The following is a 15,123-nucleotide window of genomic DNA, read 5'->3' as shown; positions in this document are numbered from 1 at the left end:
AATAAGCCGAGCTCAGCTTTTCAATTTAGTGAGTAAAATGAGCAAGAAGGATCAGGGAGAGCTATTGAAAGCTCTTCAGGACAGAACGTACTTGCAGCGCTTCGAGGATTTACTTCAGAAATTCCGCACAGACGAGCTAACAATGGAAGAAATCTCCCAGGAAGTTGAACTGGTAAGACAAAAAAGGTATGATGAAGGGAAGCATCAGGTACAAAGTAGTAATCGATACTAACATCTTTATTTCCTTTCTTATTGGCAAAGTTTTGAAGGATTTGCCAAAATATCTTCACTCAAGTGCCGTTGAGCTGGTTGTATCGGATGAATTGATCAGCGAACTTATCGAAGTTACATCAAGACCAAAGTTTAATAAGTACTTTTCTGAGGAACTTGTTAGGGAACTCGTCATCCTGGTAGAAGAACGATCAATAACAATACAACCACACTCGCAAATTAACGTCTGCAGGGACGCCAAGGACAACTATCTTCTTGCTTTAGCTAATGACGGAAACGCAGACTTTCTGGTCACAGGAGACAAAGACTTACTCACGATGGGTGCATTTGAGAACACGAGAATTGTGGATTATAACGAGTTAGAAAGAATAGTTAAAAGTAGCCGAAAGTAGTCGCCAAATACTTACTCCCTAAATCCTACCTTATATTCATTCTGGTTCTAGACAGTCTATTCCTTATACAAATCCGCAATCTTAGCCAGCTCGCCATCAATAAACTGCCTGTCCAGCAGCTTGCCTCTCACCATCACCCACTGAATCTTGCTCATATTGGTAATGTCATCCAGCGGATTGGCCTTCACCAGCACCAGGTCGGCCGAGGCACCTTCACTTACTTCACCAAACTTCCCTTTTTGATTGAAAAATATGGCACTGTTAACGGTTCCGGCTTCTAGCGCTTCATAAGGCGTTAGCCCGCAGTCGATCATGGACTTGAGCTCATGGTGGGCGGAAAACCCCGGCACATTAAACACCTGTGGAGCATCCGACCCCAAAATGATGGGCACACCTGCCTCATGCATTTTTTTGATCATTACTTTCCTGATCTCATTAAGCCTGTTGGCATTGGCTGCGCTAAAAGTTGGCCCACTCAAAAAGTTCTCTTTCGACCTTTTCCAATTTGCCCGGGTCTGCTGCGACATGTAAATCATCTCTCGCTCGGCCAGCAATACATCAGCCGATTTGGTTGATATCCAGCGGTCAAACAGCGACTGAGTAGGCACTATTGCCACATTATTGTCCAAAGTCTTTTGAATAAGCCCATCCAGAAGGCCCATGTCTGTATACGGCACCCAGTCGACGCCGAAGAACCCATTGCTTTCCGGATCGAGCCCTAAAGTGTCCGGCACCAGCCCCTCGACATAGCCGTCGACATGATCTACCGTTCCATACCCCGCCTCCAACGCATGACGTATGCCAACAAACACTGACACGTGGCCGCTGTAAGTCTGACCAGCTTCTTTGGCTGCCGTTACCATTGAATCAAAAACCGACAACTTAATGCCGGGGTGCAGCTTCATAAAGTCGTAGCCCATCTCCTTTTGTTCTCTCACCAGTTTCACAGCCGACTCTCCGGTGGGCACACTATTTCCATTGAAAGAAGGGCCTGATGTGAAAATCCTGGGCCCAAGTATTTCTCCGGCCATTACCTGCTCCCTGAGTTTCAAATGCTCAGGATGGCCAAGCATGCCTCTGATGGTGGTGACGCCCTGAGAAAGATAAAGGAAGAGCGTTTCAAGCGTTTTATCAGGGCCTGGACCTGGCTGAGGTATGTGTGCATGCATTTCAGTGAGACCTGGCACCAGATAGGCTTCTTTCGCATCAATGATAGTAGCTGCCTGACTAGGCATGAAATGCTTTTCACTTACTATTTTGGCAATCAAACCGTCTTTCACATACACCACCTGCCCGGTTACCACCTTGTCAGAGGTCATTGTGACGAGGTTAGCATTGGTAATTGCAAAATCATAGCCATCGCCAACATTGGGGTCACCAACGCAGCCGCAGACAAAAAAAACAGCAATGAGGAGAAAGAATGGGTTCAACGATTTCATATAAATGCCTGGTTAGTCCACTGGGTAAGCAGCACAATTTAATGAAACTATTGATTGAAAGCATGGGCTATGGGTTAGAACAAAGAAAAGCCCTGACCAGTGGCCAGAGCTTTACCAACATACTTAAGAATATCTACTCATTTCTTAAGGCATCCACCGGGTTCGCAGTAGCGGCTTTAATCACCTGGGAGCTAATGGTTACCAGCCCCAATAAGCCCACGATAAGCAGCGCCATTGACACAACGCCAATACCAACAGAAACACGCACCGCCATCATATTCAGCCACATCTGGCTTACTATTACGCTCATTGGTACAAACACGATAATAGCGATAATGATGACAATGGAAAACTGTCGGGTGAGTGATATGATCAGGTATTGCGTTGTGGCACCGAGCACTTTGCGGATGCCGATTTCTTTTACCCTGGTTTGCAATTGGAAGCTCACCATTCCCAGCAACCCCAGGCAAGAAATAAAGATAGCAAACAACGAAACTGCAGTCACGATAGAGGTTATGTCGTCGAGGAAGAAGTAGGTGTGATCCAATTCCTCGTCAAGAAAATTATATTTCAGCTCTCGCTTACTATCAATGGTCTGCCAGGTTGCCTGCAAATCGCTTATCAGCGCCGGAGCGTCCGAAGAAACCACTTTCAGATACAGGTTCTCATACTCGTCCGGCCTGAAGCGCAGCGCCATTGGCTCAATGCCGGTCATCAGAGGCTGAAAATGATAGTCTTTGATGACGCCAATCACTCGCACCCTGTTTTCTTTGTTCAGTATTACTTCCTCCCCAATAGCTTCATGGGGAGTTTCAAAGCCGGCAGCCTTCACAGCGGTTTCGTTGAGGATAATAGACTTTTCGGTCCCTGCGCCGTCGGCTGCTTCGAAGTCTCTGCCCGCAAGCAGGGTAATGCCAAACGTTGAAACGTAATTATTGTCAACTGAAAAATGATAGAGCCCAAATCGCTCGCTGTTTTCATCTCTCTGGCAATCAGCTCCGTGGCTTCTGCCCACTGCCGGATTGTGCGAGGCAAATGTGTAAGATTTTACCGCTGGATTTTTGCTGAACTCTGCGGCTGCAATCTCCGGCTTGCTCTCCTGCAACTCTATCACCATCAGATTATCTTCATTGAAGCCATATTCTGAGTTCACCATTAAGTTAGTTTGCTCCCTCATCACCAGAATGGATATAATCATGAAGATGGACAAGCCAAACTGAATCATCATGAGCACCTTCTTCATGGAGAAATTGGATACAAACCCCCTTTTGTTGCCAGGGCTCGTCACGCCATGGTAGCCCTTGAGTGCCTGCACAGGGCTGAATTTTGAAAGGAAAAGGGCTGGAAAAATGCCGGCAACCAACCCGATAAGAACACTAAAGCCGAGGAAATAAGGGAACGAGCTGAAGGAAAAGTCAACCCTCAGTTCGGCCAGCGTAAATATTTCAAGCCCATTGAAAGCAGGAATCATGATCCTGAGTATCAGCACAGACAGCATCAGAGACAGCACAGCCATAACGACAGACTCTACCACAAACTGCTGGATAACATGGCGGCGGCTGGCACCCGATACTTTCCTAACCCCAATCTCCCTGGCCCTGGTGAGCGATTTCGCCAGTGACAGGTTCGTATAATTGAAAAGCGCCGTCACCATCACTACAAGAGCCAGAAAGCCGAAGAAAAATAAAACAATACTGGGAATGTAAAAGCCCAGCTCATTACCCGCCATATTTCCAAGGGCAATTTTCGTCACCGGTGCAATACCAAAAGTGTAATGGTCTCTGTCCTCAGGCCACAGGATGTTCTCTTCCGCTAATTGTTGAACAGTGGCTGCCACCTGTGCTGGGTCAACACCTGGCTTCAGCTTGAAGTAATTGTATCCGACCCATAGGTTTGTCCAGTTGTCGTTCTTTTTATCCGAAAATACCCCCGCTTCTTCCACTGCGCCCAGTGTGCTCATGGACCCCAGCGCTTCAAAGTTCATGTGGCTACTTAGGTTTGACATATCCAGCACACCGGTGATTTTGAAAGGCCCCACCTCCGTGTAATCCAGCACCAGGCCAAGATAGGAGTCTCTTTTACCGAAGAACTTTTCGGCAGTCTCTTTGGTCACCACCACAGAAAATGGCTCCGTTAGGGCGGTGGCTTTATTTCCTTCTACCAGGGGAAAAGAAAACACCTTGAAAAAGCTATCGTCGGCCAGCAGCCCTTCCACATGGAGCACTTTGTCGTCAGTTTGTGCCTCCCTTCTAAAATCAGATCTTAAATTGGTGTAAGCTTCGAAATAGGAATACTGGTCTTCCAGCGCTTTTTTGAAAGGCAGTGGCGTGCTGGCGGTAGTGCCAAAAAGGCGAGGGTCGTTGGGGTTATGGCTCTCAATGCGATAGAGCCGGTCAGCTCCTTCATGAAAGCTATCATAGTTATACTGATTGTGGATGATCGTGATCAGCATCAACGATACTGACATAGCCAGAGAAAGGCCAATAATATTAACGAAGCTGAAAAGCTTTTGGCGCGCCATACTCCTCAGCGCAATCTTGAGATAGTTCTTAAGCATAATAGTCCTTTTTAGTTTTGAGCTTTAGACTATTAAACTAGCAGTGAGTTACCTAATGGCGCAGCCTATTGTACCGAAGTGCACAATTCCAGCATTGAACTGGGAAGTCACTGAATTGAACTGGCGACGGACTTTTCCCAGGTAATAGGTACTTTGGTTAGGGTGCGATTCCACCTGAAAACGAGTTGCGTTCCAGCGCTGTCGGGTTGAAATTCAATGGTAAACTGTTCTACTTCGTTTTTTGGGTTAAGCACCGGCACTTCCACCCTCAGCACATCCAGGTCATAGTTGGGTTCGAACTTACCCCACTGGGCTAATTCACTGTTAAGTACTATTGCCCAGCGGGCAGATTCTGGAATAGTGTAGAGCCGGTATCTTCCCTTTTTTACCGGCTTACCGCCAAAAACAACGTCTCTGCTGAACTCAATCTCAGTAGCTTCGTTGGCTCCTGTTCTCCAATATTCACCATATGGCACCAGTCCACCAAAAACCTTCCTGCCCCGCTTGTAAGGCCTGCCATAGTCAAGATCAATGGTAATGTCCTGCGTTTGGTAGGTCGCCTGCCCCCTTGGGCTCAACCCCAAAGAATTATAGAATTCGTAGGCCGTGTAGCCACCATAGACTAGCAATGCGAAACCCAGCACAAATAATACCTTTTTCATTTCCTTCTACTTTAACCATTCGTACAACTGGTAGTGGTCGCCATTCATACCAAGTTTGCTGTACACGCCCTGAGCCGATGTGTTGGTTTTATCCACATACAATCTCAGGCCTGCCAGAGAAGGAATCCTTTTAACTTTGTCGGAGAGAAACTGATACATTTTTTTAAAAACACCTTTTCCCCGGGACTCTTCTATCACAAACACCGACTGAATCCACCACATGGTGCTGTTTCTCCAGTCGGACCACTCAAAGGTGATCAGCAATGAGGCAACAACCTTACCCTCCTCTTCAGCTACAAAATACGTGCCCTTATTTGGATCGTTGAAAACAGAAATGACACCTTTTTCAACCACGGCCCTGTCCAGATTCAGTTTTTCAGTTTCCCAGGCCATTTTTATCTGGAAGTCAATAATAATCTTGGCATCTCCCAATGATGCCTCACGGATAGTCAAATTCATACACTGTTCTTTGTTAGAAGGCTGGCAAATTAATAAACGAGTAGAATAATCGGACAGTATTTGAACCATTATCAAAACATTCCGGCATTAGCCGTCTTGCAAATGCAGATTTCCGCAGGCTCCTTCTCCCTAATTTTCCAGATATCAAAATTCCTCCAAAAGTTTCCTCGCATGAGAAGCCAGTCATTTGTTAACTTGCAGCCATGAGTCTAGATGCGGAAGAGGAATTTCTAAAAGAACTAAACGAACCTCAGCGAGAAGGGGTGATTAATACGGAAGGGCCGACCATGATCATTGCGGGTGCAGGATCAGGAAAGACAAGGGTACTTACCTACAGAATCGCCTACCTGATCAAGTACAAGCATGTTGATCCTTTCTCAATAATGGCACTCACCTTTACCAATAAGGCGGCCCGGGAAATGCGCAATCGTATTGAGAAAGTGGTAGATAACGATGCAAGAAATATCTGGATGGGCACTTTTCACTCAGTCTTCGCCAGACTTCTTCGTTCGGAAGCCCACCATATTGGCTACCCGAGCAACTTCACTATCTACGATGCCGACGACTCAAAGTCGCTCATCAAAGCAATAGTAAAAGAACAGGGCCTGGATGATAAAGTTTACAAAGCCAACGCTGTATTTAGCCGCATTTCTGGCGCCAAAAACAACCTGGTTTCGTGGAAAGACTACATCAACAACCCGTTGTATCAGGCCGACGACGAAAGCCAGATGCGGCCGCATATTGGCAAGCTCTACCAGCTTTATGTGCAGCGCTGTTTCAAGGCCGACGCCATGGATTTCGACGACCTGCTCTTTAATACCAATCTCCTTTTCAAAGAACACCCTGACGTGCTCAACAAATACCAGCAACGGTTTCAATATGTGCTGGTGGACGAGTTTCAGGACACCAATATTTCACAGTACCTGATCACAAAAAGGCTCGCATCCGTCCGACAAAACATAGCTGTGGTAGGCGACGATGCACAGAGTATTTACGCCTTCCGGGGGGCCAATATTCAGAACATTCTCAATTTCGAAAAAGACTACCCCGACCTCAGGATCATCAAGCTGGAGCAGAACTACCGGTCGACACAGAACATTGTCAACGCTGCCAACTCGGTGATTGTAAAGAACAAAGCGCAGCTCCACAAAAACGTTTGGACTTCCAACCAGGAAGGTCGGTTGATAGAGCTCATCAAGGCCGTGAGCGACAATGAGGAAGGGAAGCTGGTGGCTTCGACCATTTTTGAGCAAAAAATGAACCACCAGTACCATAACAGCGATTTTGCTGTGCTGTACCGCACCAACAGCCAGTCGAGGGCGATGGAAGAAGCGCTCAGGCGAATGAACATCAAGTACAAGGTGGTTGGTGGATTGTCGTTCTACCAAAGGAAGGAGATCAAAGACCTGCTTGGGTACCTGCGCTTCGCTGTCAATCAAAATGACGAACAGGCGCTTCGCCGCATAATCAATCTACCAAAGCGTGGCATTGGCGACTCCAGTGTTGATAAAATTATTGTTGCAGCCGATGAGCAGGGTGTTTCACTTTGGGAGATTCTTGAAAATATCCACCATTTTGTGGGTGGACGTGCCGGTGAAGCCATCAAAAACTTTGTCACCATGATCAAGAGCTTTCGCATCACGATGGAAAAAAGTGATGCTTACGACACTGCTCAACTGGTCGCAAAAAACTCCGGTTTGCTCAAGGAGCTTTACGAAGACAAAACGGTGGAAGGACTGAACCGGTACGAAAACGTGCAGGAACTACTCAACGCCATCAAAGAGTTCGTTGACAATCCGGAAACGAACGACAAAACGCTTGGCGCCTTCCTGCAGGAGGTATCACTCCTTACTGATGCCGACGACAAAAACAAAGAGCTCGACGACGCCGTGACACTGATGACCATCCACATGGCGAAGGGGCTGGAGTTTAAAAACGTATTTGTGGTGGGCATGGAAGAAGACCTTTTCCCCTCCCAAATGATGCTCAGCAGCCGGGCCGACCTGGAGGAAGAGCGCAGGTTGTTCTATGTGGCTATTACCCGGGCAGAACAGCATCTTTTCCTCAGCTATGCGCTCAACCGCTATCGTTATGGCAGACTGAAAACCTGTGAACCCAGCCGCTTTTTGTCGGACATCGACACCACTTATCTGCAGGTCAGTAAATCTATTGGCAGCCACGAACCGCTACCTGGCGTGCAGGCTCAACATTTTGGAAAGCGCTCGCTTATTGCAGGCTTCCCGGAGCAAAAACCACAAGCACCAAGGCATTTTGTAAAGCAAACCGCCCACCAACCCTCATCCGATTTCAAACCAAGCGACACCAGCAATTTAATAATCGGCAACAGGGTGGAACACCCGAAATTCGGCTTTGGGAAGGTAATAAGGATGGACGTGGACGGTGCCAACAGAAAGGCCATCATTGATTTTGAGCAGTTTGGCGAAAAAACTTTGCTTTTAAGCTTTGCCAAATTGAGAATAGTAGAATAGTTTCGCCAAAAGTTTCATTTCGGAGTAAGAAGACTCTACCTTTAGATGAAACTTTCATTGCGATTTTTGTAAATTGCTAGGAACCCTGCTAGGGTAGCACCAAATAGGCGTTCCTATGAATAACTTCGATGAAGATAAAATCCCTTTAGTTTTGAGAGAATACGGAAGAAATGTCCAAAAGCTGGTCAACTATGTGAAGACCATTGAGGACAAAGAAAAAAGGACCCGCTTTGCGGAAACCCTTGTGGATTTGATGAAGATGATCAATCCTAACACCAAAGATTATCCAGAGTACACACAGAAAGTTTGGGACGACCTCTACATAATGGCGGGTTTCGAGCTTGAAGTGGACGGTCCTTTTCCTATGCCTGAAAAGAGCATACTTGGTCGCAAGCCAAGGAAAATGGACTATAACACGCACAACGTGCGGTTCAAGCACTACGGCAAAAATGTAGAGCTGATGATCCAGAAGGCGCTGGCTCTGGAAGATGCTGAAGAGCGTGAAGCTGCTGTCATTTCCATTGGTAAGCTTATGAAAACCTTCCAGCTGGCCTGGAACCGTGACAATGTGGACGATGAAGTGATTCTTCAAAACATTGAGCAGCTTTCTAAGGGGGATCTTACGATTGGCATTGAGAAAGTAAAGGAGCAAAACCTTTTCGACCCGTTGGTGAAAGAAAGAGAATTTGCCACCAACCAACCCCGCCAACAACGAGAAAATAACAACAGAGGCGGCAACAACAACAGAAACAAACGTAATTTCCAAAAGCGCAGGAGAAACTAGATGGCCTCTTTCAGGGTAAAGGGAGGGCAGCGCCTTAAGGGGGAAATACAACCCCAGGGCGCTAAAAACGAAGCTCTTCAGATAATTTCGGCAGTTTTACTTACAGCAGAACCAGTACACATCAAGAAAATTCCTGATATCAGGGATGTGAACAAACTCATAGAGTTGTTGGCTGATTTTGGTGTGCAAATAGAGAAAACGGGCCCTGAATCCTACATTTTTACTGCCAAGGACGTTAACCTGGACTTTCTTGAGTCCGATCAGTTCAAGGAAAAGGCTGCATCGTTGCGTGGATCTATCATGATCCTCGGCCCTTTGTTGGCTCGGTTTGGAAAGGGAAAAATACCAAAACCAGGAGGTGATAAAATAGGCCGCAGAAGGCTTGATACGCACTTTATTGGTTTTCAAAAGCTGGGGGCTAAATTCGACTACCACCTTGGCACAGGCTTCTACAACGTGTCAGCCAAAGAGCTTACCGGCACCTATCTTCATTTGGATGAAGCTTCCGTTACAGGCACCGCCAATATCATCATGGCAGCCTCAATGGCCAAAGGCACCACCACTGTTTACAATGCGGCTTGCGAGCCCTATATCCAGCAGTTGTGCAAAATGATTAACCGGATGGGTGGCAAAATATCCGGCGTTGGCTCCAACCTACTTGTGATTGAGGGTGTTGAGAGCCTGGGGGGTACCGAGCACACCATGCTCCCCGATATGATTGAAATAGGCAGCTTTATTGGCCTCGCCGCCATGACCCAAAGCGAAATCACCATCAAAGATGCCCGCATTGATCAACTGGGCATCATACCCGACACCTTTAGAAGGCTGGGCATCAACCTGGAATTCAGAGGCGACGACATTTTTATTCCTGCTCAGGAGCATTACGTGATTGATTCCTTTATTGATGGCTCCATCCTTACCATTGCAGATGCTATTTGGCCCGGCTTCACACCCGACCTCATCAGTATCATCCTGGTGACCGCCACCCAAGCCAGAGGAACGGTGCTTGTCCATCAAAAAATGTTCGAATCACGCCTTTTCTTCGTAGATAAGCTCATCGACATGGGCGCTCAAATCATCCTTTGTGACCCTCACAGGGCGACGGTGATTGGACTGGACAGAGCATTTCCATTGCGCAGTATACAAATGACATCCCCGGACATCCGTGCAGGCGTATCGCTGCTCATCGCTGCGCTGTCTGCCGAGGGCACCAGCACCATCCACAACGTGGAGCAAATCGACCGTGGTTATCAATACATAGAAAAACGTCTAAACGCCATTGGCGCACAAATAGAGAGGTTTTAAACCCGTTAAATAAGCGTTAACACCTGACTTTGGGTCAGAAAAATATTTTTTTATATATTCGATTTTTCTATCGACCTGTTCCTGCATGAAACCAATGTCCCAACTACTCGCTCGGGTAGCCGTGTGCTATTTGATTACTCTGAGCGTTTCGCAAATTGCTGTGGCTAAAATCAGCCTGAAGACTTTCTCAGAAGTAACAACGGCTTCCATCAACAACTCTGAAGAAGCGCCACCTGAAAACATCAAGCAAAATCCTAAGTTAACTTTGATAGTAGTCGACAGTGAAACAAAGAAAAACATCACTGCCAAAGTTAAAGTGCTCGACATGCTTAATAAAAAGGTGCTCCTTGCCAAAGAGCTTAGCGACACGCTTAAACTAAATCTTGCTGCAGGCGGAGACTATCGCATTGTCAGCAAAGCCGACAGCCATCTCTTTAACGAAGTAGAGTTCAATCTGGCAAAAGAAAACCTGGGGCCTGACATCAAAATAACGCTGGAACTAAGCCCTATTAAGGTTGGCATGAAGCTCCAACTAAAAGAAGTTTTTTTTGAAACCAACTCGGCGAAAATGCTGGAAGAGTCTCTGGCAGAGATACAAGAGGTTTATGAGTTGCTGTGGGAGCACCCGAATCTGGTCGTTCAAATTGCAGCACATACGGACAATTCTGGCACTCACGATGATAACATGGAGCTTTCCGGTCGACGTGCACAAGCCATTGTTGAAGTGCTAAAGGACAAGGGCGTGCCCGAAAAAATGCTCGCAGCCAAAGGATATGGCGAAATGAAACCGCTCCTGCCTAATACCACCGAGGAGAACAAGCAAAAAAACCGGCGGGTTGAGTTTATCGTGATTGATATTCTATAGACGCCATAGTACGGTTTTCATGTCGTTGTATTAATATTGTATTCTTAAATGCGGATGTGGTGAAATTGGTAGACACGCCAGATTCAGAGTCTGGTGCCGCAAGGTATGGAAGTTCGAGTCTTCTCATCCGCACTATTTTTTACTCCAAAGCTCGTAAAGCGGCAACCCCTGACTGCTTTTTCCTGTGTGAGTCCATTTAGTTCCCTCCAGCTTATACCTGAATCCAAGCGATTTACCGATCCTATCGTCTGCATTCGCATAAAATTCCAGGCTCTCCACATAACCCGTCTGCGTGACAGAATAAGTGCCACCCGCCGTTGCCACAAACTTCCGGGAAATTGTGTCAAAGGCCACCCACTGGAAACGGGTGTCGGATAATATCTTGATGGTCTTTACTTTATAGTCAGTTCTGATTGTATCGCCTGCTGCATTCCTATAAGCTGCGGCGTACCAAAGGCCAGCCATTTCGCTTTTACTGCCTGGGTCGATTCGCTTCCAATCGCCCAGCACCATGCCGTCCCGGGCCACCAGCTTATAGCCAGTCTCAGTCGGTTTTGCATGCAACACATGCTGTTTCCCTACCTGGTAGTGATCAGGAGAGTGGTACTCTATGGTCACCGACATTTTGCCGTCTTCCATCTTGTAGGTGCCTCCTGAAGTAGAAAGGAAATGATGATCTTTTGTCAGAAAGGAGGCTATAGTGAAGTACGTGTCGCTAACAATCAAAATCTGAGTAACAGGCCTCCCTTTGTCGACACTTTCGCTCATCCAGGCACCAACATATTCTTCATTGGCCAGGATTCCAGTGGGCGCATCAGGCGAGCTTTGCCAGGTAAAAAAACCTCCCGGCAAAACCAGCCAATATAAGATACTCAAAAACTGCATCGGAGAGCAATCACCTCTTAGACCACACCTCGTAAATCGGGTCGCCTTTGCTGCTGAGTCCACTGTGGTGCCAGGCACCCTCCTTCAGAGAATAATCGAACTGCAAAGCAGCTCCTACCCTTGTATTGTCTCTGGAGAAAAACTCTATGTTTTCAGTGTACTTTCCACCTTTGGTGGTGTAATTGCCTCCACCGGTGCCGAAAAACTCTCCAGTAGAAGTGTTGAAGGCGATCCACTGGAAACGTGTACCTGAAAGGATTTTCATGGTTTTACGAGGGCCACTGGTGTCTCTGTTGGCGATGCTGCCATCATCCGCCTTGCGGCCTGACATCAGCCACGGGCCTGCCAGCGCACCTGGCTTTCCCTTATCTACATTGGTAAAGGCATAATAAATCGAGCCGTCTGAGCTGCTCACTGTAAAACCTTCTTTGGTTTCTTTCAAATTCAGCGTTGTTGGCTGGCCAACAGAAGAAGGATCTGAGCTATTGAACTCCAAAGTGACTGATAGTGAGTTGTCAGTGTTAGAATAGCTACCTCCCAGCGTGGTGATAAAGGAGCCATCGGCCTCTGCATAGGTAGCCATGGAAAAGTATCCGTCGGTCATGACAAGCATATGTTTCGCAGGCTTGCCACTAACGGTAGCGGTGCTGCTCCAGGCTCCTGAAAGATCCAGCTTTCGAAATGATTCAGCCTTGGTAAATGAAAGATTGATAGTGCCCGCCAAACCTATGCAAGCCATTACGAGTAAAGTGCGTCTTTTCATGGGTATTTGTTTGAGTTTATTACTCAAATTAATGAAAAACAATGACACACTAAAGCCTCAGTAGCGGCTACTGGCTGGAAATGACATGATCGGTTTAAAACGAGGTTCGCTTACACGTAGTTGTTAAGCATTACAGGCATTACCAGCATAAGGAGGTCTTCATTCTCATCTTTGTCAACCGGCACGAGCAAGCCTGCTTTGTTGGCAGCCTGAAGTTTAAACGAAATCTTTTTCGACTCGAGGTTACTCAACATCTGAATGAGGAACTGAGCATTGAATCCGATTTCAATATCTTCTCCGTCGTGCTCACATGAAAGCCTTTCGTTGGCTTCATTGGAGAAGTCAAGATCCTCAGCGGAAATCATCAGCTCACTGCCGGTGATTTTAATCCTTACCTGGTGAGTGGTTTTGTTGGCGTAAATCGCAATCCGCTTCATGGAGCTAAGGAACTCCAGGCGGTCGATGGTCATGATGTTATTGTTTTCCGCCGGGATCACATTATCGTAGTCTGGGAAGCGCTCATCAATGAGTCGGCAAATCATCTTAACATGATCAAACTTGAAGTAGGCGTTTGACACGTTGAACTCCACACTTACGTTGGTGTTTGCCACCGGCAAAGTTGTTTTCAGAAGGTTCAGCGCCTTTCTGGGGATGATCATTGAGTTGGTCACGTCGGCAGCCACATCCACCCTGCGGTAGCGCACCAGGCGGTGACCATCAGTGGCTACAAAAGTGGTGTTGGTTTCGTCAAGCTTAATGTATACACCCGTCATGGCAGGACGAAGCTCGTCGTTGCTGGTAGCGAAGAAAGTATTGTTAATGGCTGTTGAAAGCACGTCCGAAGATATATTCACCGAAAAACCATTGGTTACTTCCGGCACCTTGGGGAAGTCGGTGGCGTTTTCGCCTGAAAGCTTGTAGCGCCCGTTGTCGGAGCTGATCTCGATGCTGTAGGTGTCTTCGTCAACAGAAATGGTCACTGGCTGCTCAGGAAGGTTAGAAAGGGTTTCCAGCAAAATCTTGGCGGGAACTGCGATGCTGCCATTTTCTTTGGCCTCCACTTCTATTTCGGTGATCATAGAAGTTTGCAAATCCGAAGCAGTCACTTTCAAGGTTCCGTCGGTAATCTCAAATAGAAAGTTTTCAAGGATAGGTACTACCGGATTAGTGGTAATCACTCCTTTGATAGCTGATAGTTGTTTGAGTAGATATGATGACGAAACAATGAATTTCATAGAATTTCTGTATTGTAAGGTAAGATTGTTAACCCGGCAAAGTTATAACAAAAATTAGATTTGAGGGTAATAAAATGCTATTCCAATTTTAAACAACGAAAGAGCCAAACCAACCTAATTTTTGGGTCTCAAATCATCCATCGAAATCAATAGCGAACGGACCCGGCCGGCATCGCAAACAGAGTAGTTTCCCTCCGCATCCTTTAGCAGCACATAGGGTTGATCTGCTGGGCCGGGGTAGACATCAAGCTCCGTATTCTTCGCAGCGTCAATGTCCCTCAACCTGATAGTTGCTACAGGTGTTGCGTTCATCAAGCTGTCGTAAACAGGGATTTGCCCTTCGCTGATGAACTCATTGGTAAAAAAAGACTCGTACTGCTGGATGTAGTTTTCCAACACAAGGGTGTCTGCTTCCGGCAAGTCAACCACTTTCAGGGTGGTCTTATCAAAGGCAATGGTCACATCTTCCTTCTGGTCATCGGCATAGTCGACTGTTAAAGACTGGATTGTGCGCCAGTCGCTGGAAAACAGCAGTCTGTTGCGCCACTGATTTTCGGTAAATTCAAAGATACCGGAGACGTAGTTGGGAAAGCCGGGCAGTTCCACCTGATACACCTTGCTGTCGCCAGTCACAGTGAAGTAAGATTCTGTCTTCGAAGGGTTGCCTGCAGCGGTGAACTCTGCGAGGACACCCTGCTCTCCGCTGATGATTACTTTTCTGCCTGTGGCCATCCACTGCCTTACTTCAGCTAGCTGACTTGGCCCTACTTCTCTTTTCACCCTCACCAGCTTCAGCACGCCCACAAGAAAATTGCGGATGGATCGATCCACTTTGTACTTGTCATTGACCAGCCACTTATCGTTCGCTTTGCTCAATACCACACTATTTTCAGGCGAAATCATCTCAATGCGTGAGATTTTGGTCGTGTCGGATAGCTCCAGTAAATCGTATCCAACAATGGATGTTTCCGATGGACGCCCAGCCCACCATGTGCCGGCAATTAGCAGCAACAAAACGCCCAGGGAAATAAGTAGTGTGGTGTTTTTATGCATGGCC

Annotated in this window: 14 protein-coding genes and 1 tRNA gene; 7 read left to right on the top strand and 8 right to left on the bottom strand. The window is 46.9% G+C overall.

All coding sequences use genetic code 11. The features are described 5' to 3' along the window. The first annotated feature begins 37 nt into the window (after positions 1-37). Both RIG68_RS12105 and RIG68_RS12100 read left to right on the top strand, forming a co-directional pair. Entirely contained in the window at positions 38-232 is a 195-nt protein-coding gene (locus tag RIG68_RS12105) for a hypothetical protein (protein ID WP_350122430.1), read from the top strand. Continuing rightward, on the top strand, positions 189-623 hold the full coding sequence (locus RIG68_RS12100; RefSeq protein ID WP_350122428.1) for a putative toxin-antitoxin system toxin component, PIN family: 435 nt from the start codon (positions 189-191) through the stop codon (positions 621-623). The genes RIG68_RS12105 and RIG68_RS12100 overlap by 44 nt, the downstream gene beginning before the upstream one ends. Positions 624-679: 56 nt before the next feature. On the opposite strand, the gene RIG68_RS12095 is transcribed toward RIG68_RS12100, so the two are convergent. From RIG68_RS12095 to RIG68_RS12080, 4 genes are all read right to left on the bottom strand, one after another. Then, the gene (locus RIG68_RS12095; protein WP_350122426.1) at positions 680-2,062 is read right to left on the bottom strand and encodes an amidohydrolase family protein; all 1,383 of its coding nucleotides are present in this window, start codon (positions 2,060-2,062) and stop codon (positions 680-682) included. Between the two features lie 133 nt (positions 2,063-2,195). Beyond that, entirely contained in the window at positions 2,196-4,619 is a 2,424-nt protein-coding gene (locus RIG68_RS12090) for an ABC transporter permease (protein WP_350122424.1), read from the bottom strand. Positions 4,620-4,726: 107 nt separating this feature from the next. Then, positions 4,727-5,281: a DUF2911 domain-containing protein gene (locus tag RIG68_RS12085; protein WP_350122422.1), complete on the bottom strand. Its 555-nt coding sequence runs from the start codon at positions 5,279-5,281 to the stop codon at positions 4,727-4,729. Between the two features lie 6 nt (positions 5,282-5,287). Continuing rightward, on the bottom strand, positions 5,288-5,740 hold the full coding sequence (locus tag RIG68_RS12080) for a GNAT family N-acetyltransferase (protein ID WP_350077980.1): 453 nt from the start codon (positions 5,738-5,740) through the stop codon (positions 5,288-5,290). A 203-nt stretch (positions 5,741-5,943) separates the two neighbouring features. Between RIG68_RS12080 and RIG68_RS12075 the strand changes: the two genes are divergently transcribed. From RIG68_RS12075 to RIG68_RS12055, 5 genes are all read left to right on the top strand, one after another. Next, entirely contained in the window at positions 5,944-8,229 is a 2,286-nt protein-coding gene (locus tag RIG68_RS12075) for an ATP-dependent helicase (protein ID WP_350122420.1), read from the top strand. Positions 8,230-8,344: 115 nt separating this feature from the next. After that, positions 8,345-9,013, top strand: a complete 669-nt coding sequence (locus tag RIG68_RS12070) for a DUF4290 domain-containing protein (protein WP_350122418.1) — start codon at positions 8,345-8,347, stop codon at positions 9,011-9,013. Next, entirely contained in the window at positions 9,014-10,318 is a 1,305-nt protein-coding gene (gene murA, locus RIG68_RS12065; RefSeq protein WP_350122416.1) for a UDP-N-acetylglucosamine 1-carboxyvinyltransferase, read from the top strand. Positions 10,319-10,412: 94 nt separating this feature from the next. Next, complete coding sequence (locus RIG68_RS12060) at positions 10,413-11,183, top strand: OmpA family protein (RefSeq protein WP_350122414.1); 771 nt, start codon at positions 10,413-10,415, stop codon at positions 11,181-11,183. Between the two features lie 50 nt (positions 11,184-11,233). Beyond that, positions 11,234-11,315, top strand: a tRNA-Leu gene (locus RIG68_RS12055). On the opposite strand, the gene RIG68_RS12050 is transcribed toward RIG68_RS12055, so the two are convergent. From RIG68_RS12050 to RIG68_RS12035, 4 genes are all read right to left on the bottom strand, one after another. After that, positions 11,316-12,059, bottom strand: coding sequence for a hypothetical protein (locus tag RIG68_RS12050; protein WP_350122412.1), 744 nt, complete (start codon positions 12,057-12,059; stop codon positions 11,316-11,318). 19 nt (positions 12,060-12,078) lie between these two features. Beyond that, the gene (locus tag RIG68_RS12045; RefSeq protein ID WP_350122410.1) at positions 12,079-12,831 is read right to left on the bottom strand and encodes a membrane or secreted protein; all 753 of its coding nucleotides are present in this window, start codon (positions 12,829-12,831) and stop codon (positions 12,079-12,081) included. A gap of 110 nt (positions 12,832-12,941) precedes the next feature. Then, on the bottom strand, positions 12,942-14,066 hold the full coding sequence (gene dnaN / locus RIG68_RS12040) for a DNA polymerase III subunit beta (protein ID WP_152000702.1): 1,125 nt from the start codon (positions 14,064-14,066) through the stop codon (positions 12,942-12,944). Between the two features lie 114 nt (positions 14,067-14,180). Next, complete coding sequence (locus RIG68_RS12035) at positions 14,181-15,119, bottom strand: hypothetical protein (protein ID WP_350122408.1); 939 nt, start codon at positions 15,117-15,119, stop codon at positions 14,181-14,183. Positions 15,120-15,123: the final 4 nt, after the last annotated feature.

Source organism: Imperialibacter sp., assembly GCF_040222385.1.
Classification (GTDB): domain Bacteria; phylum Bacteroidota; class Bacteroidia; order Cytophagales; family Cyclobacteriaceae; genus Imperialibacter.
The sequence above is the reverse complement of the archived record's forward strand: the minus strand, read 5'-3'. Positions and strand labels throughout refer to the sequence as shown.